The 25,907-nt window shown below is 42.2% G+C and carries 18 protein-coding genes and 1 pseudogene; 14 read left to right on the top strand and 5 right to left on the bottom strand.

Translation table 11 applies throughout. The annotated features are described in order from the left end of the window. Positions 1-44 precede the first annotated feature (44 nt). The 9 genes and pseudogenes from pilG to PSYCG_RS10900 all read left to right on the top strand — a co-directional run bounded on the left by pilG (position 45) and on the right by PSYCG_RS10900 (position 13,225). Positions 45-422 (top strand): twitching motility response regulator PilG, encoded by a 378-nt coding sequence (gene pilG, locus PSYCG_RS10940; RefSeq protein ID WP_011514416.1) that lies wholly within the window; start codon positions 45-47, stop codon positions 420-422. Positions 423-587: 165 nt separating this feature from the next. Then, positions 588-950: a response regulator gene (locus PSYCG_RS10935; RefSeq protein WP_011514415.1), complete on the top strand. Its 363-nt coding sequence runs from the start codon at positions 588-590 to the stop codon at positions 948-950. 3 nt (positions 951-953) lie between these two features. Then, positions 954-1,484, top strand: a complete 531-nt coding sequence (locus PSYCG_RS10930; protein ID WP_020444252.1) for a chemotaxis protein CheW — start codon at positions 954-956, stop codon at positions 1,482-1,484. 526 nt (positions 1,485-2,010) lie between these two features. Next, positions 2,011-3,015 (top strand): annotated as a pseudogene (locus PSYCG_RS10925) (methyl-accepting chemotaxis protein); the annotation flags it as partial. Between the two features lie 189 nt (positions 3,016-3,204). Further along, entirely contained in the window at positions 3,205-4,173 is a 969-nt protein-coding gene (locus tag PSYCG_RS10920) for a CheR family methyltransferase (protein ID WP_020444250.1), read from the top strand. Between the two features lie 30 nt (positions 4,174-4,203). Beyond that, positions 4,204-11,109 carry an Hpt domain-containing protein gene (locus tag PSYCG_RS10915; protein WP_020444249.1) on the top strand — a complete coding sequence of 2,302 codons (6,906 nt, stop codon included), beginning with the start codon at positions 4,204-4,206 and terminating at the stop codon, positions 11,107-11,109. Then, entirely contained in the window at positions 11,102-12,112 is a 1,011-nt protein-coding gene (locus PSYCG_RS10910; RefSeq protein WP_020444248.1) for a chemotaxis protein CheB, read from the top strand. The genes PSYCG_RS10915 and PSYCG_RS10910 overlap by 8 nt, the downstream gene beginning before the upstream one ends. Before the next feature lie 5 nt (positions 12,113-12,117). Beyond that, positions 12,118-12,612, top strand: a complete 495-nt coding sequence (locus PSYCG_RS10905) for a hypothetical protein (RefSeq protein WP_020444247.1) — start codon at positions 12,118-12,120, stop codon at positions 12,610-12,612. 85 nt (positions 12,613-12,697) lie between these two features. Next, complete coding sequence (locus tag PSYCG_RS10900) at positions 12,698-13,225, top strand: cytochrome b (RefSeq protein ID WP_041772309.1); 528 nt, start codon at positions 12,698-12,700, stop codon at positions 13,223-13,225. A gap of 174 nt (positions 13,226-13,399) precedes the next feature. On the opposite strand, the gene minE is transcribed toward PSYCG_RS10900, so the two are convergent. From minE to PSYCG_RS10875, 5 genes are all read right to left on the bottom strand, one after another. Beyond that, complete coding sequence (minE, locus tag PSYCG_RS10895; protein WP_011514407.1) at positions 13,400-13,687, bottom strand: cell division topological specificity factor MinE; 288 nt, start codon at positions 13,685-13,687, stop codon at positions 13,400-13,402. A 2-nt stretch (positions 13,688-13,689) separates the two neighbouring features. Next, positions 13,690-14,502, bottom strand: a complete 813-nt coding sequence (gene minD, locus PSYCG_RS10890) for a septum site-determining protein MinD (protein WP_011514406.1) — start codon at positions 14,500-14,502, stop codon at positions 13,690-13,692. A gap of 338 nt (positions 14,503-14,840) precedes the next feature. After that, positions 14,841-15,713 (bottom strand): septum site-determining protein MinC, encoded by an 873-nt coding sequence (minC, locus tag PSYCG_RS10885; protein WP_020444245.1) that lies wholly within the window; start codon positions 15,711-15,713, stop codon positions 14,841-14,843. Positions 15,714-15,799: 86 nt separating this feature from the next. Beyond that, positions 15,800-16,915, bottom strand: coding sequence for a hypothetical protein (locus tag PSYCG_RS10880; RefSeq protein ID WP_020444244.1), 1,116 nt, complete (start codon positions 16,913-16,915; stop codon positions 15,800-15,802). 181 nt (positions 16,916-17,096) lie between these two features. Further along, positions 17,097-18,065 (bottom strand): acyltransferase, encoded by a 969-nt coding sequence (locus tag PSYCG_RS10875; RefSeq protein ID WP_020444243.1) that lies wholly within the window; start codon positions 18,063-18,065, stop codon positions 17,097-17,099. 606 nt (positions 18,066-18,671) lie between these two features. Between PSYCG_RS10875 and PSYCG_RS13725 the strand changes: the two genes are divergently transcribed. The 5 genes from PSYCG_RS13725 (at position 18,672) to PSYCG_RS10850 (ending at position 25,906) form a co-directional block, all read left to right on the top strand. Next, positions 18,672-19,325, top strand: a complete 654-nt coding sequence (locus tag PSYCG_RS13725) for an OmpA family protein (RefSeq protein ID WP_020444242.1) — start codon at positions 18,672-18,674, stop codon at positions 19,323-19,325. A gap of 313 nt (positions 19,326-19,638) precedes the next feature. Then, entirely contained in the window at positions 19,639-21,087 is a 1,449-nt protein-coding gene (locus tag PSYCG_RS10865; protein ID WP_020444240.1) for an imelysin family protein, read from the top strand. A 279-nt stretch (positions 21,088-21,366) separates the two neighbouring features. After that, positions 21,367-23,040, top strand: coding sequence for a di-heme oxidoredictase family protein (locus PSYCG_RS10860; protein WP_020444239.1), 1,674 nt, complete (start codon positions 21,367-21,369; stop codon positions 23,038-23,040). A gap of 121 nt (positions 23,041-23,161) precedes the next feature. Continuing rightward, positions 23,162-24,325, top strand: coding sequence for an imelysin family protein (locus PSYCG_RS10855; RefSeq protein WP_020444238.1), 1,164 nt, complete (start codon positions 23,162-23,164; stop codon positions 24,323-24,325). A 3-nt stretch (positions 24,326-24,328) separates the two neighbouring features. Continuing rightward, entirely contained in the window at positions 24,329-25,906 is a 1,578-nt protein-coding gene (locus PSYCG_RS10850; protein ID WP_020444237.1) for a DUF1513 domain-containing protein, read from the top strand. Position 25,907 lies beyond the last annotated feature (1 nt).

Raw genomic sequence — 25,907 nt, 5'->3', positions numbered from 1 at the left:
ACATATCGCATAATGAATAAACAGTCGTTAATAGGACAATAAGAATGGAAAATAATTTTGATGGTTTAAAAGTAATGGTTATTGATGACTCAAAAACCATTCGCCGTACCGCAGAAACCTTGCTGCAAAAAGCGGGCTGTGAAGTTGTCACTGCCATTGATGGATTTGATGCCTTGGCTAAGATTGTCGATCATAATCCAGATATTATTTTTGTGGATATCATGATGCCACGTTTGGACGGTTATCAAACTTGTGCCTTGATTAAAAATAACCCTGACTATGCCAGTAAACCTGTGATTATGTTGTCATCTAAAGATGGTTTATTTGATAAAGCCCGTGGACGTATTGTAGGTTCTGATGAATATCTGACCAAACCGTTTAGTAAGGATGAGCTTTTTGAGGCAATTAATCAGTATCGTTAATCTGTAAAATGATCATAAAAAGTGGTCAAGACTTTTTCATATAACGATAAAATATTGTTGTCATAATCAGTAATATGCATTCAGTTCAGCATGAAATATTACTTTAATCGGTTTGTTTTAACACTCTATATCTAACAGATATCATCGAAAATAAAGGAAATAACTATGACTACTGTATTAGTCATTGACGATTCACCATCTGAGATGGCGAAATTTCGCGACATGCTTTCTAAAAATAACTATCAAGTATTGGAAGCGACCAATGGTGAACAAGGCTGCCAGATGGCCATTGCTCATCTACCAGACGTCATTTTGATGGATGTGGTCATGCCTGAAATGAATGGTTTTCAGGCAACTCGTAAAATCACTCGTGACAAGGCAACAGCACATATTCCTATCATCATGATCAGTACCAAAAATCAAGAAACCGATCGTGTATGGGGCAAGCGTCAAGGTGCAAAAGAGTATCTTACCAAGCCTATTGATGAAAGCGGTCTGGTCCAGATCATTCGTAAAGTAATGGAGTAGCTTGTGGCATCGAGAGGATTTATTGAGCTTCTGCGTATAGCAGATATGGCACGTTCGCGTAAAAGCGGACGCCGCGGCGGACAAGAATTTGACTGGCAAGGGGTAGTATTTGAGATTGGCGGTCAACGCTTGGTTGCGCCAATGGGTCAAGTAGCAGAAGTATTATCCATGCCAGAATATACCAGCGTGCCCTTAGTAAAGCCTTGGATGCTTGGTATTGCTAATATTCGTGGGCGTTTACTGCCATTGACCGATTTGTCTCGATTTTTACAAGTGCCGAGTCGGTTAGCGCAAATGAGTCAACGTAAAGTCATGGTCATCGACCATGATAATGTGTTTTCAGGGTTACTTGTTGACCAAGTGATCGGTATCGAACAGTTTACTCAAGACCAATATCGTCCAGAAGCCATTGAACCGAATTCGCCATTTGCACCTTATAACCATGGCAAATTTTTCAAAGATGAACAAGATTGGTATGTGTTTATGCCAAGCTTACTGACACAGGATCTACAGTATACCGATGCTGCAATATAACTGTCTTTAATGACCCGTCATGTTTGATCATGAGGTGTTCATTAAAACGATGGCAGAAGAATCATAGCTGACATGATCCGGTGGTGTGTCAGCATTCATACAGGCTTTGTTCATCACGGTTGTTTTGATAACACTATGATTTCAGAGTCAGTCACAATAAGACTTTGACGATTGTTTGAAAGGAATAAGTGCGATGAGTGATGTTATAAATAACCCTGTAAGCGGTGTAAATAAAGCCGCGACAAATGCAAACAGTCAATGGAAGCTATTACTAGGCGGTTGTGCTCTAGTGGCTATGGGTGCTCTATTGGCGCTGATCAATGCCATATCCTCGGTCAGTGAGTATTTAACCGATTTTAATCAGGCTGTCATAATACCGGTAGTTGTCTTTGTGCTCAGTGTATTGGGTATCTTTTTCGCTTTTTATAAGTTGCTACAGCAGCGCGGTGGCTCAGAACGTCTCCTTATTGAAAAAGAGACCTTACGTCGTCGTCAAGAAGCGGAAGCTGAGTCTGAACGTGCGCGCCAAATCCAAGAAGAAAACGAGCGTAACCAGATTGCTATTTTGCGCCTACTTGATGAGTTGGGTGATTTGGCAGACGGCGATTTGACGGTTAATGCAACAGTATCAGAAGATTTCACGGGTGCAATTGCCGATTCTGTTAACTTTGCTATTGACCAACTACGCCAATTGGTACTGGTTATTAACAGTACCGCAGATCGCGTTTCGCAGTCATCAGAGCAAACACAGATGAATGCAGTCGAGCTTGCGGCAGCCTCTGAGCATCAAGCACAAGAAATCGCTGGTGTGTCTGCGGCTATTAATGAGATGACGGTGTCCATTGACCAAGTTTCGAATAACGCTGCAGAATCTGCAACGGTTGCTCAGCGTTCGGTTGCCATCTCTTACAATGGAGCAGAAGTAGTACAGCGCTCTATTGAAGGTATGAACGTTATCCGTGATCAGATTCAAGAAACCTCGAAACGTATTAAACGTCTTGGTGAGTCTTCACAGGAAATTGGTGATATCGTTGGTTTGATTAACGATATTGCAGACCAAACTAACGTTTTGGCATTAAACGCAGCGATTCAGGCATCGATGGCAGGTGAAGCTGGACGAGGCTTTGCGGTTGTTGCTGATGAGGTTCAGCGTCTTGCTGAGCGTTCGGCAAATGCAACCAAACAGATTGAAACGTTGGTAAAAACCATTCAGGCAGATACCAGTGAAGCGGTTATGTCGATGGAATCAACCACTTCTGAGGTTGTACGTGGTGCACGTTTGGCAAAAGATGCGGGTGAAGCACTAGAAGAGGTGCAAACCGTTTCTAATACTTTGGCTGATCTCATTCAGAATATTTCAAATGCTGCTCTGCAACAGGCGGAGTCGGCAGGTCATATTTCTCATACCATGAACATTATTCAAAATATTACCTCTCAAACGTCTTCTGGTACGATGGCGACTGCACGTTCTATTGGTGAGCTAAGCGAAATGGCTGCAGCACTACAAGAATCAGTCACCGGCTTTAAAATATCAAATGATGATGAGCAGTTGAATCATGAAAGCATGGATCATGAATATCTCGATATGGATGAGAGAGTCTCAGCCAGTATGTAATAACTGTCGATAATAGCTATGATTTTTCCTATGGAAATGTTAACCAAATTGCTGCTCTAAACAGACATTATAAAATTTGGAGCAGCAACATTAATAGCAGGTCGCATGAATCATCATATTCAAAAAGGCAGTATTCATATAATTGAAGCTACATCAATAGACAGCCTCATGCAAGATAATGTGAAAATGATACGGCATGACGATTATTTTGATACTAGACAGTGGCAACGCTATATAGAGTGTGAGATTGGTTTTATTTTACCTAATATTCAATGTAATTGGTTGGAAAACGCGGTGATTCACACGGCATTGTTTTATGGATTGACTACAATCCAGTTGTGGCAGCAGTTGCCGTTTAACAATGAGCTACGCCAGCATTTGCTTGATAAAGTATTGATCCATGAAAGCCGATTTTTCCGTCATCTGCCTTCTATCAATTTTGTCACAGAATGTGCAGAGCAGCATCAGCGCCGCAAGCGGATAGATGCTGATACTAGTGAGATGTTTCACATATGGAGTGTGGGCTGCGCGAGCGGACAAGAGACGTGGTCTCTGGCAATGAGTTTGGCTGCAAAGCAATTGAGCAATTACACGATCTTGGGTACAGATGTCAGTCAACAAGTACTAGCAAAGGCGCGATTGGGTCAATATGACGCTAAACAGCAATCATTAATCCCGCCATATTGTCAGCAGTTTGTGCAACCATTATCACCAGCAATCATGGCTGACGAAGCGAGTATTGGTAACACTTATCTAAATAGAACCACGGCAAGTAGTAGCTATGGCTACTGGCAGGTCACAGCAACGTTAAAATCGCAGGTCCGTTTTGCTTTACACAATATTATGGATGAAAAACCGCCTACCGCGCATCTACAACAGGTGATTGTTTGTCAAAATATGCTGCTATATTTTCGCAAGTTTGATCAGCGTGATATTTTAGCTCGATTATCAAAACAATGCGCCTTAGGTGGTTATATTATATTGGCTCCAGGTGAGGCGCTATTTTGGCGTCCTTCAAATATGCGCCGTATTGCGCACCCACATCTCAATGCGTGGCAAAAAATCAGTACCTAAATTAGCGCCTAAAAGAGTCAGGATGAATCTATGAAAAACCAGCCCAATGACATGGTAACGCTTGAGTGGTTATTGCCACTGTTTAATCAGCAATTAACACAGGTAGCTGATGGCTGGCAATTAGAGACAGCAGGCACTAATAATGAGCAAATGGCACAGTACTATCATGAAATTGCTGGTGCCCTGATCATGATTAATTTGCCTACTCTAGCAAGTTTAGCTAATAAGCTTAGCTTATTAGCAGAAGCCAGTGTTTTTGATGGTTTGGATAATGGCAGCTTAGATATAAATTTGGCTGCTGAGAAACTCAGAATAGGGCAGATTGCTCATAAAGTGTTACAGCGTGAGCTGGAACATTATGTGCACACAGGTAGATATCATAGTGTTTTAATGAATAAAACGCTGACTGATCTAGCGCAAGTCTTATCGCAGTTTGATATAGTCACAGAGCCGCTTGCAGATACGTTATCATTGACGACAGACAGTCATTTGGCTAGCTTATCGGATTATGATGATATTGACATAACCCTACCTGTGAGTAGGGCAGTGTCAGATTTAGATAGTCAACAGCATCGGCAATTGCTATTAGTGTGGCGCCAACAGACGCAAAAATTGCTCGCTGCCAATATGAATAAGCCTGCTATCCTGACTGTGCTACAAAAGGTCAGCCACTATTTATGGCAAACGGCGCAAGAAGCTGATTTGCAGCGCTTGTGGTATCTGGCTGAGCTGTGGCTACAGGATCTTGGGCAAAATGAAATACCACTACCTAAGCAATATGCAGGAATATTAAGTCAGCTGGATCAATTGATAGACAGTCATCAAGATCAGATTGAGCCACCTATAAGCGAGATTCAAAGTCTCGTTAGTCATATTTATAGCGAATTAAGTAGTCTTATTTATAACAGTGATAATGCTGAATCTTTGTTGAATGGCGGTGTACAGATAGACGCTGAAGTACGTCTCTTACCTCGTATATTGAGTGAGATTGAGACGATTATTTTTGCACTTGATAAGCCTCATACTTTGCTAAAACCTTTAGCGAAAATAAATAACCAGCTTAAAAGTCGTGGCTGGACATTATTTGCCTCACAAATCGATGCTATTGCGACTAATGTAGAGCGTAGCCTCTTATCAGAGCAGGATTTTACGCAAGAACAATGGCAGATTGAACGTCAGCTACAAGAGTTGTATAGCGCTGTCTATAATACAGAACAAATGATTTCTATCAAAATGGATGATGTAGATGCATTCACTATTTCTGCTCGCACTGATAATGACTTGCAACCAGCAAACAGTTTAGATGTTAGTTCTGTTAATGTGGATTTACGTGAGTTACGTATTGCGGCTGAAGAAGTTAAGCAAGATTTTCATAACTATATACAACGCCAACAGTTAGAATTATTGCCAGAGCAGGCAATTTTTATGAGCATGAGCCAGACTTTTAACAGTATGGGGCTGCCAGCGATTGGTAAAGTAGTCGATAAGATAGCCGATATATTTGCACAGCTACATACTCATAACCTTGCCATATTGCGCTGGGACGTTACCGAGGCGTTGGCAGAGAGTTTGAGTGCCATTGAGTTATTATTGGATTATCTTGCGCAACAGTTTGTTGATCAAACACTACTAGAAAAAGCAAATACTAATATTGATACGGCAGCCAAGCTACTTAATACATATATCGATGCGCCTGAAGCAGTCAACGATACTTTCCTCACCCAAAAACCAGCCGCCAATGATGTATTGCGCTATGACGACAGCGGTGAGATTGCGCCTAGCACTGAACCGTCTTTTAATGCTGAGACGTTGACTGACTCACTATTAGACAATAAACAGTCTATAGAGACAGGGGCAAGCGAAGCTCTGTTGAAAATGCGCCAACAGCTAAATCCTGATACCTTCGATATCGATGAAGACATTCGAGAAATATTCATTGAAGAAGTTGAAGAAGTGATTGGTGATCTAGAAGACTTTTTACCAATATGGCAGGAAGATGCGCAAGATTTGACACCATTAACGGAACTACGTCGTGGTTTCCACACCTTAAAGGGCTCGGGACGTATGGTTGGTGCTGTTAGCATCAGTGAGATGGCATGGTCTATCGAAAATCTACTCAACCGTTTATTGGATAAAACCTTATCCGTAACGGACGATGTGGTAACGTTGATAACAGAAACCACTAAACGCCTACCCGTTATGTTATTTGACTTTGCAGCACAACAGCCACCAAGCTTTGACCCTGCTATTACTCTTTTGCAAAGTCATAACTTGATGACTCAGCAACCACTAAATGCAGGTTTACCAGTAGCTGCACCTACGTTATTAACAGCTGATATTGAAGAATCGGACTTTGCATCAGATCATCATATACTTGACCATAATTTACACGCGCAAGCCATAAGCTCAGTCTCTGAGCCAGCTAACACTTTGAATGCATTGTCAGATTTAGAGCTCCCTTTGGTATTGCAGCCATTTATTTTGGAAGCACAGTCGCTAGTGACAGATGCAAACGATGCTGATCCTGATATTAAAGAGATATTTATAGAAGAGGCTAATGAAGTCTTAGATGAAATCATCCCTTTATATGGACATTGGCAGCTTTCACCTACTGATTTGACTGAACTGAAAGACATACGCCGTGGCTTTCACACTCTGAAGGGCTCTGGTCGGATGGTCGGTGCTCATTACAGTGCTGAATTAGCATGGTCTATAGAAAACATGCTAAATCGCATTTTAGATAAGAGCATAACTGCCTCAGCGGATATACAGCAGCTGATTGGTGATGTATTGGCCGTATATCCTGAGTTACTAAGCACTTTCGAGCGTGAAAGCCAAGATTATCCTACTATGATGCCATTGTGGGTTGCCTGTGCTAATGCTTATAGCAAACAATTAGGTGATGAATTCAGTTACTGTGCATTATACAATCAATGGTTACAGCCTGCTAAGCATACGCCAAGTCACATTGATTTAGACAGTCGTATTCAAGATTTGGAAAATGATGAAGCCATTGATCGCACCTTGCAGACGATTTATTCGGTCAATGAAAAAATGGCAGAAGCACCAGTTATTGTCATGCCTCAAAGTGAAGAAGAACAGGCGTTCTTTGACATCTTTATTGAAGAGGCAGAAGAGTTGTTAGAAGGCGTTAATGACTTTGTACGTCATCATAAAAATGAGCCATATGTCGAGGTAAGTGACGAGATTGTGCGCGCATTCCATACTTTGAGAGCAGCTTCTGGCTCTAGTGCATTGACTGCCATTAGTGAAGTGAGTGCGACGATAGAGCAAAGCTTAGAGCTTCTACAGCAGCAGGATATACCGATGAATGCAAGCCATTTAACTGCACTGGCCCAATCTGTCACGCTTATTGATGGTTATCTCCATAACTATAAACAACATGCAAACCAGCAAGATATGTCGGCAGAGCATATGCAAAGCGAGCAGGATATCGCCTCGTTACAGGCGATGCTTGAGGAGCAAGATGACGATAGTGAGGCAAGCACTGAGGATAAACCAACGATTAATGACTTGTTAGATGGCAATATTGATGAGTTATTAGATGCCGAGTGGCAATTAGATGAAGCGCTTAACAGTGCTGATATCGAGCAAATCCAAGCCTATATCGCTGAGCAAATTTTACAAATTAAATATTTAACTGACAAAGCACAAGCCTTTCCAAAATTCGTCTCTATTCTTGATGCCTTACAAGATGCTTATCATTATTTGAGCCAGTATCCAAAAGAAGCGGCAGATATTGATATCCAAGAAATCCTACTTGCAGGTCATGCGCAGTTAGTTGGTTTATTTGATGCTTTAGCAGGCAGTACGTCATTAAAAATTGATGAGCAAGTACTAGAGCGGTTAGAGAGTATCAAGCAATACAACACCGTGCAAACTAGTATCGTGCAAGACAATATCGTGCAAGATAAGAATGAAAGTGATGAAAATATAGCCGATGAAGAACAGGTTACTGTACAAAGTATTGCCGCACCTGAGCTAGAGCTAGAAAATATTGATACGGATATTGAGCTACTAGAAATCTTCTTAGAAGAGGCGCAAGAGCTTGATGATGCGCTGGTCGATAGTTTTAGTAAGTGGCGTGCAGACATCACCCATATTAATACCTTAAAGGTACTCCAACGCCATCTGCATACCATCAAAGGTGGTGCGCGTATGGCGGGTATCCGCAGTATTGGCGACTTGACTCATGAAGCAGAAAGCGTTTATGAGGCGTTTGTAGAATCTAAACGCGAGCCAACCGCACAGTGGCTTGAGATTATGCAAGTGGTACAAGATACCTTATCGCTGCAGGTAGCACACATTGTACGTTATCAAAAGTCTTTTTTTGCGCCTGAGCTCATGGCTCAATTACAGCAGTTTTTAAAAGCACAAGCATTGCCAGAAACGGTACAGCTTATTATTCCTATGCCAAATAACCATGTGGCAGCTGAGCCTCAAATCTTTGCCAATCAAGATACCCAACATGTAGCAAATGAGGCAGATGCGTTAAGTTTAGATAAAATCATTCAGCAATCGTGGGCGCATGGTTTACCTGATGCTGATATTTTAGAAGTTTTCTTAGAAGAGGCAGCAGCGCTCACCAATCGTAATGAATATCTACAGTTATTCTTAAATGATGCTGGTGACATGGTTGCGCTGCAAGCACTACAGCGCGACTTGCATACCTTAAAAGGTGGCGCACGTATGGTTACTGCTACTGGTATTGCTGATTTAGCTCATGAAATGGAATCAGTTTATCAAGACTTTGTTGCTCAGCGCCGCCCTGCAACCACGAAAGTGCTGGAGTTGCTGGCTGCTTGTTATGACTGGCTAGCAGATGCTGTTTTTATCCTATCACAGCAAGTGAATCCGCCAACACCTAGTTTACTAATTGAGGCATTACAGCAATTTAGTAAAAACCCTAATAGTTTAAAGCAGGTACCAGCAGAAACCCTGCAAGCTCAGCGTGAAACGATTTTAATTGCCAAAGAAAACCAAGAAATAACCTATATCCAAGAAGATATCAGCGCCATGCCGCTGATGGTTAACGATGCGACTGAACAAGAGCAAAATGCCAATAATAGTGAGATGATTCGTATCTCAGGCAGTCTGATTGAGCATATGATTAACCTGTCAGGTGAGTCTGCGATTAACCGTGCTCGTATCGATATGGGCATCAGTAGCTTGACCAACAGTATTGAAGAGATGGGTACTACCGTACAGCGTCTAGCGGATCAGTTGCGCCGTATGGAAATTGAGCTTGAGGCACAGATTTTATCGCAGATTGATGAAGAGCTGGTCAATCATGAAGGTTTTGACCCGCTAGAGATGGATCAATACTCTTCTTTGAATCAGCTGTCAAAATCTTTGTCAGAGTCGGCATCGGATTTGGTCGAAATTAACCATACTTTATTAGAAAAAACGCGTGATAGTGAAAGTCTATTGCTCCAGTTATCTCGGACGCAGACTGAACTACAAGATGGTTTGATGAACTCACGTATGGTTCCTTTTACGCGATTAACACCAAGGCTTGAGCGTATTGTCCGCCAAACGGCTAATGAGCTGAATAAGTCGGTTGAGCTAAAAATTATCAATGCTGATGATGAGATGGATAGAACCATTCTAGAGCGTATCACCTCACCGCTTGAGCATATGTTACGTAACGCAGTCGATCATGGTATCGAAAATGTGGCAGCAAGGCTGGCAGCAGGTAAAGAGCGCAGCGGTCAAATCACGCTAGAAGTACTACGTGAAGGAAGTGAAATTGTCATTTTGCTCAATGACGATGGACAAGGGATTGATGTAGAGGCGGTACGTGAAAAAGCCATTTCTCAGGGTTTGATCGACGCCAAAGATAGGAATCTTAGCGACCTTGATATCATGCAATATATATTTAATGCCGGTCTTAGTACCAGCAAACAGGTCACGCAGATATCAGGGCGCGGCGTCGGTATGGACGTTGTTATCAGTGAGATTCGTCAGCTAGGTGGTGCTGTATCCGTGGTATCAGAGCTTGGCAAAGGATCGAGCTTTACCATCCGTGTACCATTAACGGTAGCTGTGTCCGATGCTTTGGTAGTTCGAGCAGCTGATCGTTACTATGCCATACCTTTGGTGCAGATTGAACGCGTTGTACGTATCAATCCAGAAAAAGTCTATGACTATTATCAATCGGGTAAGGCGACTCTCAATTTTGAAGATACCGACTATCGTGTACGCTATTTAAATGAGATTTTATCTGGTAATAAGCTCAATGAGCTGGTCGTTAATACCAATACTAGCGTGCCGCTTATTATCATCAAAAACCGCAGTGGTCAGAATATGGCCTTACAAGTCGATCAAATAGCAGGCTCACGTATTGAAGTAGTGGTAAAACCTTTGGGGCAACAGTTCTCAAATTTATCTGGTATCTCAGCGGCTACCATTATGGGCGATGGCTCAGTGATGCTCATTCTAGACTTGATAGCCTTGATGCGTAACGCGGCTTTAGTCAAAGACGTCACGCATTCTAAAGCTACTGAACAAAGAAATATGGATTCCAATACCACGATTCTGGTCGTTGATGATTCAGTCACAGTCAGAAAAGTAACATCACGATTCTTAGAGCGTCAAGGGTTCAATGTGGTACTTGCCAAAGATGGTATCGATGCGCTTGAGATACTACAAGAGATGACGCCTGACTTAATGCTGCTTGATATTGAAATGCCGCGCATGGACGGTTTTGAAGTTGCTACCCAAGTCAGACATAATGGACGCTTGCAGCATCTGCCTATTATCATGATTACCTCACGAACCGGTGAGAAGCATCGTGAACGTGCCCTTGAGATTGGGGTAAATGACTATATGGGCAAACCTTTCCAAGAAAACCAGCTGCTTGATAAAATCCAAAGTTTATTGGATGAAAAGGTCCACCTAACTCATCATGGGTAACATACGTGCCTTGGCGTTAAAAGATAAAAATGAGATTAAAGTACTGGTGGTGGCAGAAGACCATCAGCAGCGGATGGCGTTCTCTGATACAGTGCGGAGCTGTGGCTTTCATCTGGTGGATTGCGTTACACCATCGCAGTTGAAGGATAAGTTTGATGGTTATGAAAGCGCTATTGATATCTGGTTGATAGACAGTGATTACGATGAGCATCTAGCGACCATGACAGCTGCTTCCAATCCTGTAGCGATGTTGGTCGGGTTTAGTCAAGCACCTTATCTTAATGAGGCGCAGCAGTACGCTAAATGGCAACGTAAATTCAAACGTAAGCTTGCGCAACTGCTGGATTTGCCAAATCTTATCGATAATTCTGTCTATAAGGATGATATTAGTGATTGGCGTTATGTGGTGTTCTTAGGGGCATCTATGGGTGGTCCTAGTGCGGTTAAAGAGTTCTTAGATCACCTATCGCCAACACTGCCGATAAGTATTTTACTAGCGCATCATTTTAATCAAACCATGATTAGTACCTTGCCACGTATATTAAATCGCCATAATGACTGGCACTGCCAGATGATTACTTCCTCGCAGCGCATGCGTACAGGTCAATGTCTGATCGTACCTATCGATCAACAGATTGTCTGTGACTCAACTGGTCGCATTATCTTATTAGATCAGGCTTGGGTAGGGGATTATAAACCTGCTATTGGTCAGATTCTCAAAAACACCAGCGATGTTTATGGTAGCGAGCTGATAAACATTATCTTTTCAGGTATGGGCAATGATGGCACGCAGTATTTAGATTTGATACAAGATAATGACAGTCAATTATGGGCACAAGACCCAAGTTTGAGTACTTGTCCCAGTCAGCCACAGGCTATCATTGACTCAGGATATTGTACCTTTATCGGCAGTCCTCAAGCATTGGCAGAAAAGCTGACCAACTATATTGCTAATAAAGCGACAAACGACACTCCACATTCATTTATTGTGAGCGACTTATGAGACAGATGTTAAAACATTCATTTGAGGCAGTAAGCTTACTGACCACCACTAATGGTATGCTCGATGTGACGATCATTCCAGCGCTTGATCAGCCGGATTGGCTTGTTCCTAGTGGTTTGATTTTGAGTATAGATGAGTACAGCGAATATACACAATTTTATGAGTGGCAACAGCAACAAATCGCTGTGTTCCATATGTTGCCAAGCCATCAAACGCCAGATAAGATGGTTATATTGGAAGGAAATACATCAGCGCATCGTATTGCTTTGCAAACTTCAGGTGAGGTGCGCCAACTACAGGCGCGTATCTCTGATGTGAAAGATGTTGAGCTGCCTGAGCATTTTATCAAGTCAAATAGCAATATCGATACGGTTCATGAACGTGTAAAAGAAGAGGTTGTGCTATCCTATCTTTTTCAGACGGTCATGATTGATAATATGCTGTATTTGGTGCCAGATTTAGATAAAATTGCGCATCAGCTAGTAGATTTAGACGGCTAGTTTGCTCATTAGATAGTCACTGTCTATATCTATGCCTAAGCGCTTATTAAGCAATCAGTAGCGACAGAGGTAACACAGTAAATTTATGAATACTACTCATTCCAACCTAAAAAAATGGTCCTTTGCTAGTCGATTTTTTCACTGGATTAGCGCGATTTTATTGCTGATTACATGGACCATGATTTTTTTATATGACAACCTAGATAGCAATCTCTATATTGGGCTACATAAAGCCTTTGGGGTTAGCCTGTTATTTTGGATGATAGCACGAGTCATTAATCGCATCTTTACCAAAGCGCCACCAGCAGTATTGATGCCGAAATGGCAAATGCTGCTTTCCCGATTGTCGCATTTTGTACTTTATGCTCTGTTGATTGCGATGCCAATAGCAGGGTTAATGATGTCTTTGTATGGTGGCCGTCCGGTTGATATATTTGGTATATTTCAAATACCTGTACTAGTAACCCCAGATAGAGGGTTGGCTCGACTCTTTAATGACTGGCATGTAGATATCATTTGGCCAATGATTATCGCCTTTACTGTGCTTCATATCGGGGCGGCTTTGTATCATCAGTTTGTGAAAAAAGACAACCTCATAGCACGTATCAAGTAATAGACTTTTAATATCGTTACGACATATCAAAAGTGCTGCTTATAGCACTTTTGTATTAAGAGATGGCATCTATTTCGTAGTTTCCACAGTGTAAAATATACCCGTAAAAAAGCCCTGCGTATCATACACAGGGCTTTTTTTAATGATCAAAATAAATGTGGGCTAACTATAAATTTACTTTTTATGCTCAGGTAAATTAATATTCATCTCAAGCACGTCCAAGCTGTCTTCAGAACGATGATTGATATTGACATCATCAATCTGTACGCCATTGACATACTTATTGACCACTTCTAATATCTCACGTTTCATTTTTTCGATACGGTCTGCGGTCAAGCGATTGTTTAAGCGATTTTCACTTGCGACAATAACCTTTAAGCGCTCAGTTGCCATATTGGCACTGCCTGCATTGCTGTCGTCAGTACCAAATAAGCTACTCCAAAATCCTTTTTTCTTACTCATTATTAACCCCCAAACCAGCGCTGTAATAGACTCTTTTTCTTCACATCAATATGACGTAACGGACGTTCTTCCCCTAGGAAGCGAGCGACAATATCATCATAACATTGACCAGCAATAGAGTCGGTATAATGAATCACAGGCTCACCGTGGTTAGAAGCTTCCAGCACGGAATGGCTCTCAGGAACAACGCCTAGTAATGGAACTTTTAAGATGTCATTTGAGATGGTTTCAATATCCATCATCTCATTGGCTGCTGCGCGCTCTGCATTATAGCGTGTGATAATCAGATGCTCACGTACAGAACCTTGGTTTTCAGCCACTTTTTTGGTCTGGCTTTGCAAGATACCAATGATGCGATCTGAGTCACGTACTGATGAGATCTCAGGGTTGGTAACGATGATGGCTTCATCCGCATGATACATGGCGAGCTGCGCGCCGCGTTCGATACCTGCAGGTGAGTCGCAAATAATGTAATCGAATTGCTTAGAAAGCTCTTCCATAATCTCTGCCACACCGTCATCTGTTAACGCATCTTTATCGCGCGTTTGACTGGCAGGTAGAATGTAAAGATTTTCCAATTGCTTATCTTTGACAAGCGCTTGTGATAGACGTGCATTGCCATTGATTACATCGACAAAGTCATAAACAATTCGATTTTCGCAGCCCATAATCAAGTCTAGATTACGCAAGCCTACATCAAAATCGATAACAACTGTCTTATAGCCACGTAATGCTAAACCGGCGGCAAAAGAAGCACTGGTCGTGGTTTTACCCACACCGCCTTTACCCGAAGTGATTACAACAATCTTCGCCACAATGGCACACTCCTATAAATTGATGAATTGATGAGAGATATATTATATAAAGCATTATGCTTTCTGGTCGTCCATACGCTGTATATATACTCTCTGCGAGCGTAAGCCTAGCATAAATCTAGCAGAACTTATAGCAAGTCTCTATTAAAGCATACAAACGGCTAAGATATAAAATTAAGCGATTACTTAACTCATATACAAGATCGCAGGCATAGTAAATAGTGGCAGAGCTAAAAATTCATCATAGCGCAGTTTTGTTAAATAAACTTACTACAATATGAATTAAAAAGGTTTTTGACATATTTACTTTTTAACCTTAACAATATCTACATAAATAACTAGGGTTTGACGCCTTTATTAATCTGAGATTCATCAATGATCGTAAATACCAAACCTTGACCTTCTAAAAACCGCACTTCGACCGATTTATCAATCACATGCTCAGGCAGATTGTCACGTAAGCAATAAGTACCGGCGACTGACACCAGAGAGGGGTTAAAAACTTGGCAAAAAATGCGTGCGTCTTTATCGCCCGTAGCCCCTGCGACCAAGCGACCTTGAGCACGACCATAAACGTGCAAGTTATTATCAGTAATAGCTTCAGCACCACTATTGACACTGTTGGTCAAAATCAAATCGCCACCAACATGATTGAGACTTTGTCCTGAGCGCAGCATTTGATCATAGATAAGACTGGTAATATGCTCAGTACTGATAAGGGTTTCTGCTGTTTCTACAGATAAATCAGCTTGCATTTCTGCGCTTGTTTGTAGCGCTTGATGAGCACTCACGTTATCCGTCTTAGACTCACTATTATCAGTAGCAGCCGTTGTAGAAGCAGCAACTTGGCTTAATTGCGTGACCGCTTTTTTACTGGGTAAAATGCGCTCAATACGCTTACCATCTGCTGGAAATATTGCCAAGCGTAGCTCACGTGCTTGCGCATCTAGCAAACCTGTTACGACGCCGATAGGCTGTAAACCCCAAGACCATAGCAACTCGACCAGTGCTGATAGATCTTGCTCAACCTCGCTATCAATCAACACAGGAATATGACTGCTCTTATTGCTCAACGTGCTTTGTAATTGAGCAGCAATCGCCACAAAGTCATCGGTACTAAACTGTACCCGTGAAAAGGTCAGCATTTTGCCATAAAAGGCTAAAGCAGGCGTGGCTGACGAAGTGTCGGTATAGTTGTCGGCAATGGTCATAATCTACATCCTCAAAAGGTAATCGTAATGCTATATTCGTGGTGATATTTTTCTTATCAAATCATTATTTTAAAGCTTTAAAGATTCTATAATTTAAGCAAGTCTTGATGCTTCCACTGTTGAACTTTTATTTGCGCTTCAAATTCTGTCAGACCATCATCGATAATGCTAGCAATGAGATGGTCTAATGCCGGATTGTCTGTATCGATCTGAGCGATACCACTAGCGATAGCGACCATCAATGCATCAAGGCGTTCGGCGTCAAGCAAACGCTCGTTGAGCGCATAAACCACATTTTCACCAATATTTTGCCCCACATGTTGTAGCTGTGATTCAATCAAGCTACCCGCAATAGGTATCATACGCAGATAGCGGCGCAATTCTGGCGTATTGGCAAGCCCATCTTGGATCGCATTGCCCACTTCACTAGCGATAATAGCGCCGCCACCTGCTGACTCGGTCAGTGCTTGTAGTTTTGGTATCATCTCTTTACGCAGTAGTGACAGTATAGCGGCTTCAATCTCATCACGATTGCGCGAGATGGTAGAGTCGATAAACGATTTTTGCCTCTTCGGATCAGTAAGCTCCTGCCGAAAGGTCTGAATGGTCGTCAAAATAACGCGGTCAGACAACTCTTCCAATACGACATCGATATAGAAGTTGATTCTATTGATCCATGGCTGCGGCAATACTTGATAGCCTAGCTGATATAGGCGTCGACCGATAATGACAACGCGAAATAATCGCAGCGCACGCAATTGCGGAAAACAGCCTAATACCTCGTACCAGTGTATAAAAGGGAAAAAGAACCAACGGTAATAGATTTTTTCTTTGATGGCAATCGCCCAGCGTAATAGCAGCTCTGCAATCAAAAACAAGGTAAAAAAGCCGCCCACGGTACGTAATGAGTCATGGATATTACTTTGATACCAGATTAATTGATTGCAAATTCCAAGCCAGTTTGCTGCGTCATGACTAAAAGTACTCATTAAGATAGCATCAGTACTGATAAGCAATAAATCAATACTGATGGCGATAATCATCACAATATCATACGTCAGCTTCAAACGATTTGGTTTAGGACGATTTGGTCTTGAAGGCGGAGTCTCTGGTAACCCTGTTGGTAATTCTAACCCTACTGAGGACTGATTGAGCGTGGACGTTGACTCTATGGGCGGGCGAGTAATAGAAGAGGCGGGCACAGTCAATCCTTATAAGTAATAAATGGCAGCAGTCATGAGTAGTAATACACCAATCACGACAAAATCAACAGAGTGTTCGGATAGTCATTCACATTATCAATGAATAACGCCAAAAAACAAGCCATCAACCATTATAATTTGGTATTTTGCCATTTATCTTTTTTCAAGCAATACTGTCATTTTAATTACTCAGATTGTCAGCCTTAGGATTAGTTTCAAACTCAGCCAACATGGTGCTGATACGCTGATCTTTTTGTTGCCAAATATGCTCTACCCAATCAAACATTTGTGCTTTGATATCCTCATCGTTTTCATAACCACCTTCTTTAATTCCAGAAAATAATTCATCAGGTATTTCAAGATAGCGCACATCAACGCCTAAGCGTTTGATATTGCCTTTCCACAAATCCCCGTAAGTTGGTACCCCATCAGGATAGACAATGGTCATATCTAAGATGCCATCGATGTGTTCACCTAATGCGCTAATCGCCAGCGATAAACCGCCAGCTCTTGGTTTTAGCAGATGGGTATAAAGCGAGTTTTGCTTATCATGCTTTTCTTTAGTAAAGCGTGTGCCTTCTAAATAGTTTAGCAAGGTAAAAGGTTTGTCTTTTAACAAGGCGCAAGCACGCTTTGCTTCTTCGATATCCTTACCTTTTAACGCAGGGTTTTTGGCAACCGCTTCTTTAGAGTGACGACGCATCATCGGGAAATCTAAGAAGTAAAAAGCCTGACCAACAATTGGAATATAAATCAGCTCAAATTTCGTAAAGAATCGCGTGAGGGGTAAGCGTTTTTCGCTAATGTACTGCACAATACTGGTATCAACCCAAGATTGATGGTTACTGACAAGCAGATATTTGCCATGCACATGAACGTCATCAGGTAGAGTAATGCGCCAATCTTTGCGTGGTAAGAGATTGTTTATTAAGGCATTGTTACTGCTAATCCAGTGATTGGTAATTTTAATCACTGTTTGATCGGCAATATGCGCGCCAGTGATAATTTTGCCCATACCCATCAACCACAAGGGAATACTACCACCGAAGCTATTGGCAGCAATGACACCCGTTGCCGTTGCTAGCGAAACCGCTTTACCCAATTTAGGGGCACGCTGATGGAGTTTTTGCATGGTGGCGTTTAAACGCATGACCCATTCCTCTCTGTTAATTTTACAAATATATCAATAGTATGTTTTAAGTATTTCTAACACTACATAGCCTCAAAGACTTAGCTTACAGGTAATAGGACAACACATAATAAGTCTTATTTTTACACATTTTGATTTTGCTAGACTCTTGATAGTATAGTCATATTCACTTAGCCTACAGATACTGCTAATATTAATAGTTAACGGCAGCCTTTTATAGATAAGGCTTTAATAAGTAAAGAGTCTTCTATGTAGAGTGATTTCATATTTATATTTTCGCACTGGCTGTTAATAAAAGAGCGTTTAAGTGATAAGACCCTTACTTTTATTCTTGTAATGTTGCTGAGTGATTTTAGCAGAAAAGAATAGAGTGTACGGCTGTAAACGTGACTTGCGATAGCAAACTATGCATTTAACAAAGTCGTATTTATCAACACTTATGCACTTCTCATACATAGATGTGACAAAATATTACACAGAATTAGAATGAGATTGCCATAATACTTTTAGTGTCGATAAACACCCAAACAATATAGTTAATGGCTAATTTGTCGTTAGCGTCTTTTATAAAAGTACGATTATTTTTTCAACTTAAGAGGACATATTATGCGTAATACATTAATGGTTGCAGCAATCGCTTCAGGTTTGGCTCTTACCGGTTGTGTCACTGATCCTAACACTGGACAACAACGTCTTAACAAGTCTGCTATCGGCGCTCTAGCTGGTGCTGCAGGTGGTGCGACTATCTCAAAAGCTACTGGTGGTGATAAAACTGGTCGTGATGCTGCTATTGGTGCTGCATTAGGTGCTGGCGTTGGTTACTATATGGAGCGTCAAGCTCGTCAGCTTGAGCAACAGATGGCTGGTACTGGCGTAACGGTTAAGCCAAACGCTAACGGTAACATTGATCTGGTTATGCCAGGTAGCATCACTTTCTCGTTTGATGATGCGACTTTGAACAACTCATTTAAGCCAACGCTTGATAAACTAGCATCAACTATGAATGAGTATAACCAAAACACCATCACTATTGCTGGTCATACAGACAGCAAAGGTACTGATGCTTATAACATGAAGTTATCACGTGACCGTGCTTATGCAGTAGCGAACTACTTGAGTGCCCGTGGCGTAGCATCTAACCGTATCAATGTTGTTGCTTATGGTGAGTCACGTCCTGTTGCTGATAACAATAGCGAATTTGGTCGTCAACAGAACCGCCGTGTTGAGCTGACAGTTAACGCACCACAAAGCGTTCGTTAATTTTAAATGATTAGCTAATAGTTAATATCAAAAAAAGGTCAGCACAAAGCTGGCCTTTTTTTTGGCTTGAATTTTGTCTTTCATTAAGAAATTATATTTGATAATAGTTATCAATAACATTATAATTCCCATGCATTTATTTTGCGGATAGCTATTTTTTCAGTTTTCAATAGCAAACTGATCATTGCTATTATCTATAATCAAGCTGTTTCAATGCCCGATACAGTGCTGGTTTCGCCTATTTTCATTACTAGTATCGATGTGAAAGATTTATCTTATCTCTTCTTTATTTTGTAGCCCATCAAGGACATCTATGAATATCACGACAGTGACAAGCCGTAAAATCTTACCGACTACTTTAGCTGCTGCACTGACAGGGATATTGATGGTATCAGGTTGTAGCAAACAGTCTGATGAAAAAGCGACCACAGATGCACCAGTTGAAACCGCAGAGAAGACAGCTAGCAAAACTTCATCAGCTGCTGATAAAGCTCATATGGATCGCTTGCTTATCAGTTATGCGGATATGGCACATGCTGCATACAAAGATTCGTTAGAGATGGCAAAGCTTTTACAGGGCGCCGTCAATACTTATGTAGAAATACCAACGCAAGCAAATTTGGATGCTGCAAAAGCCGCTTATAAAGCCGCGCGCCAGCCATACTCACAGACTGAAGTATTTAGATTCGATGAAGGTTTTGTGACTGCCAACGACAATCGTAATATTGGTAGTACGGACAGCTGGGAGGGGCAGGTGAATGCTTGGCCTTTAGATGAAGCATTGATTGACTACGTAAGCGCTGACTATGAAGGCGAGTACAATAGTAAAGACAACATCATTAATAGCGATAGCATTAGCGTTGGTAGCCTCAAGCAAGATACCAGTACCATCACGCCTGAGCTGCTCGCAGAGATGAATGAGATTGGTGGTAGTGAATCCAATGTGACCACAGGCTACCATGCTATTGAGTTTATGCTATGGGGTCAAGATACCAATGGCGTCGCTGAAGGTGCTGGCAACCGCCCGTTCAGTGATTATCTAACGACTGATGGTCAATGCACTAGCGGCGAGAGTGTCAATCCTGACGCTAGTATCTGTGAGCGCCGCGGACAGTATCTAAAAGCAGCAACTCAACTACTGGTTGATGATTTGACCGCGATGGAAGCGCAGTGGCAACCTGACAGTGAAAACACCTTGCGTAGCGACATGATGGCACGTAGGGATAGCAATAGTCTGCGCCAAATTATGTATCAAATGGGCAGCTTAGCACTTGGGGAGCTTGCCTCTCAGCGCATCCAAGTAGCGTTCGTCACTGGCTCTACTGAAGATGAGCATGAGTGTTTTAGTGACTTGACACACTTAAGCTATGCCAATAACGCTCGCGGTATCCAAAATGTCTTTAATGGTAGCTACAAAACAGTCGCGGGCAAAACCGTAGGTGGTTATGGACTGAAAAACTATCTTATCGATACTGGCAATACCGAAGCTGCTGATAAATTGGCTGCTGATTTTGCAAAAGTAGAAGCGGCCTTTAATATAATTGTTGAAAAAGGTGAAAAAGAAAATATCAAGATTGATCAGATGATTGCCACTGTAGGACAGGCGAGTAAACATGGTGTTTCTGCTGAAGAGCAAAACAAGCGTCGCGGTTGGATTGAAACCAGTATCACAAGTCTGCAAGAGCTGACAGCTGGAATTGAAAATGCTGCAAAAGCCGTCGGTATTGACAATTTAGATGCAGATGCAGGTTCGCAGTTTTAATTGCTCACTAATCTACTGTTTTAACAGCAAGCATAGCAATGATTGACATAGCATTGATCGATAATGCCTAATGAGTCGCTAACAGTGAATGAGACTTATTTTCATAAGAAAACAATATAGGTATAATAAACACGTTGTCAATTTTGCTTGGCAACGTGTTTTTTCATAGCGTATTAAAATAGCCAGATAAATCAGCGTGTCGCTGCCACTTATCGACTAGCAATAAAAAATTTTATAGCATGCGATTTTAATGGTTCTATACCAGAACTAAGGTACTCTATGCACGTCAAGAAAGGTTTTATCAGCAAACCACGCCCCATACCCCATTCTTCTCTTATATCCCAGTTTAAAACTGCCTCTGTCGGCATGTCTGCGCCATTTACCTTATCGCTGGCATTAGTGGGTGTCTTATCACTCAGTGCTTGTCAGCCAGTCAAAGACACTGATGATAATGCAGTCAATAAAGACAGCTTGCAATCAGAAGTGTTGACTCCTGAACGCCTCAGAACCATCGAAACACTCGCTGGCGTACCTATGCAGCAGCTTGCAAGCTTTGAGCCGCAAGAAATCAAGCAAGGCGGTGATACTGGGATTAGCGTTACTAGCAGTGAGAGCTACTCTAAACCTTCATCGAACATTACCGCATCTCGCAAAGGCTCGTTCTTTATTGGTAATGCGTTTTTCCGTCAGCCGTGGGTGATTGCGCCTGCCAGTACGGATAGCCGTGATGGTCTTGGTGCGTTATTTAACGTCGCTGCCTGCCAGTCATGCCATGTCAAAGACGGTCGTGGTCATGCTCCTATGACTGCTGAGGACGATGCCGATAGTTTTCTGATTCGTTTGGCGATGCCAGCGACCACGGATGAACAGCGTCAGCAGTTAAAAGATTCACTTATTGAGAAAGTTGCTCATCCTATGTATGGTGGTCAATTGCAAGATCGCGGTATTCAAGGCGTGCCAGCAGAAGCAAGAATTGCCGTGCAGTGGACAGATAAACCAGTTACCTTTGCCGATGGACATATCGAAACCTTGCGCGCACCAACCTTTAACTTGACCAATCCAGGGTATGGTGCGTTTGATGATGAGATGATGGTATCGCCACGTGTTGCTTTACCTATGATTGGGCTTGGGCTACTTGAACAAATACCTGATGCGGATATTAAAAAACAAGCGGCTAGCAATCATAAAAACAGCAATGATATTAAGGGTAAATTTAACTGGGTCATGGATCCACAAACGGGTAAAGTTGCCTTAGGTCGCTTTGGCTGGAAAGCAGGGCAAACCAAGCTGATTACTCAAAATCAAAGCGCCTTTAATGAAGACATGGGTTTAACTTCAAATATCCGCCCACATGAATCCTGCATGCCAACACAAACCGCTTGTAAGAATGCGATAACGGGCGCAGATGAGCAAGGCAATGGCAAACCACCGGTTGAAGTTAATGATGAGGTGGCAAAATTTGTAGAATTTTATACGCGCAATTTGGCAGTACCGCACCGCCGTAATGCAGAGGATAAGGTGGTATTAGCAGGTAAAAAACGCTTTTATGATATGGGCTGCCAAAGCTGCCATACGCCAAGATATCAGCTACCAAAAACCGCTGATGATCATCTTGAGCAGCATGGACAGGTGATTTATCCTTATACAGATCTGCTGTTACATGACATGGGTGATGAGCTTGCGGATCGCACCATCGCTGGCAAGCTGCCGCCAAAAAACTGGCAAGTTGAGTTTTTAGCCAACTCTTATGAGTGGCGTACGCCGGCTTTATGGGGAGTTGGACTTGCTCAAACCGTTGATCCACAAGCGACGTTTTTACATGATGGACGTGCCCGCACACTGATGGAAGCAGTATTATGGCATGGCGGCGAAGCCAAAAAACAGCAGCAAAAAGTGCTGATGCTTGATAAACAAGGACGTACTGAATTGAGTGCGTTTTTACAGTCATTATAAGCATCTGACTGTGTATTTTTTAATCTTTCAATGACAGATAGATAAGGTTATCCGCCTGACGGCTCTATCACTGTGATACTGATACTCGACGATAACGATTGATAATATTACTGAGAACTCTATGAAAATAAACCATGCGCTAGCAATGGCGCTCTCGGCATTAAGTGCTGGTATACTTATTAGCTGCGTCAAACCTGCTGATGACAATAAAGCGGCTGAAGTAGATAGCCAAGTTGCACAAGACAGTGCTGAGCTGAAAACTGGCGAAAATGCTGCGGTTGATGGCAATACAGATAAGAATGTTGAAAAAATAGTCGCTGTCGATATCAGTGCTGAGACTGAAAAGACCTATTTGACCCATGTCGCTAATGAGATTGTCATACCTGCTTATGCTGACGCGGCGAAACAAAGTGATTTGTTGCATGATTTGGCACAAAAACATTGTCAACAAGCGCCAGTCAGCGGTGATGAATTGCAAGCGCTACGTGACCAGTGGCTAGTATTGGCACAAGCATGGGCAAGTGCTGAAATGGTCAACTTCGGTCCTGCTACCGCCAGTATGAGTAATCTTTATATCAATTATTACCCTGACGAGCGCGGTTTGGTACATAGCGGAGTGGCGGATCTTATCGCTGCCAATCCAAAACTGACGGCTGAACAACTTGCTAACGAAAGTGCCGTTGTCCAAGGTGTGCCCGGTTTAGAAGAGGTGCTTTATGCCAATGACAGCTTGGACGCTGGTCAGTGTGCATATGTTATAAGCGCGAGTAGTGCGCTGAGCACACGCTTAAAAGCTATTGAGAAAAACTGGCAACAAAATACGACTAAGCTATTAGCAATTGATAAAACTGCTGAGAGCGACCAAGGATTGAACCAATGGATTAATTCCCTACTGTCGTTGGTTGAGACGATGAAATCTAACGCCGTTGATCAGCCATTAGGCTTGAGCGGTAAAGCCAAAGGTCATCTACCTGCTGCGACCGCAGAGCAAAGCCGCGCGATTATCAATGCAAAATTAGCGGCTTTAAATAAAGCCATGACCGATCCGGTACTGACTGCTATCTTGGGCAGCAATAGTGAAAATAACGTGGCTGACAATCTATCGACTGCGCTCGCTGATACCACTACGTTATTGGCACAAATGCCAGAAGATTTAGCCACTGCCGATAAAGCCACGCAGCAAGAATTATATGATCATCTTACTAACGTTACGCGCTTAATTAAGCGTCAATTGATTCCGGCACTTGGTCTCCGTGTCGGCTTTAACAGTAACGACGGTGATTAAATAATGGCTATTATCAAAGCGAGTCAAAAGGTCTCAGTGAATAAAAATCATAGGCAGTCGGATGCGCTAAAAGCAAAACCGTTTAGCCATGAGCTGCTGACAACCTCATTATTGACAGCGCTTGGTACGGCAACATTCGTCGGTATTCATCACCGTTATCGTAAGCAACGCCTAGTTGATGCTCGCCTGCAAGATTATGTAAGTGGTATTTATGCTCAATTGAATGCTGTGCAATCAGCTGCTACTGGTTCCAAGTCAACGCTTAGACGTTTGCGCTACGCCTGCCAGCAGGCAGCGTCAACGTGGCAACAAGCGTATCGCCTGCCAATGGATGATAACCAGCCTAGTAGCCGTGATTTGTCTGCGAATGATTTTAGGTCAATGCATAACACTACTATGCTGACTCGCCCTGTATACTGGGTCAGTGGCGTGGCTTCTATGCCAAAAGACATCTCACTGCTAAGTGAGAGTGATGAAAATGATTTTGGTGTAGTCGGTATTGATGCTGATAGACAAATCGTTTGGCAAACGACCATGCCTGAACGTGTCCATGATATTGTCGTCCAACCTGCCTTTGATTCTCAAAACACCTTTGTTAATCACAACCAAAATCGTGATGTAGTGGTCATGGGTCGTCGTCCTAGTGAAAAATTCTGGGTGCTTGATACTGCGACAGGACAAGTAAAATTTGTGATCAACGCTGCAAACAACCGTCATTTTTATGGTCATGCTTGCTATAGCTCAGATGGCTCAAAGTTATACGTGACTGAAAATGACACGCTAATTCTAGACGGTAAAATCGGTGTTTATGATGTTAAAAATGGTTATCAAAAAATAGCAGAATTTGAATCGCACGGTATAGGTCCACATGAGCTCATTATGCATCCAGACGGTAAAACGTTGGTAATTGCTAATGGCGGTATCAAGACCGAGAGAGCATCGCGTGAAGAGCTTAATCTCGATACTATGCACCCATCATTGGTGTACCTAAACCGCCATAATGGCGATTTACTTGAACAAATTATGCCTGAGCATAATCAAATGAGTGTGCGTCATCTAGCCATGCACGATGATGGCACAGTGATGATAGGCATTCAGTTCCAAGGTGAAAAGCATATCAATGTGCCATTAATATTAACGCACAAGCGCGGTGATATTGACTTTAAACCCCTTAATATGCCAAATAACCAATGGCAACGCTTCCACCAATATATCGCTAGCGTTGCAATTGATAGTAAACGCAATTTACTATGTGTAACCACGCCAATGGGTGGCTGTGCAGCAATATTTGATTTAACGACTCGAGCTCTAATCAACTCTGTCAGTTTGCCAGATTGTGCAGGTGCTTCCGTTTATAGGCGTAATATATGCAGTGGTAACGATGTTGTTAAGACTAATATAGAGCAACAATCCGGTTTTATCGTTAGTGATGGGCAAGGTCAATTAACCAGATTAACTGTCAATGATTTAACAATATTAGACTCAGAACTAAAATCAGACGCTATCGCCAAAAATGACAATATCGGCACAGATAGCAGACGCCATACAATGTCTTTTGATAATCATTTGCAAGCACTATGAT

The organism is Psychrobacter sp. G (assembly GCF_000418305.1).
In the GTDB taxonomy this organism is placed as follows: domain Bacteria; phylum Pseudomonadota; class Gammaproteobacteria; order Pseudomonadales; family Moraxellaceae; genus Psychrobacter; species Psychrobacter cryohalolentis.
Note: the sequence above shows the minus strand (reverse complement) of the source record. Positions and strands in the feature narration are given on the sequence as shown.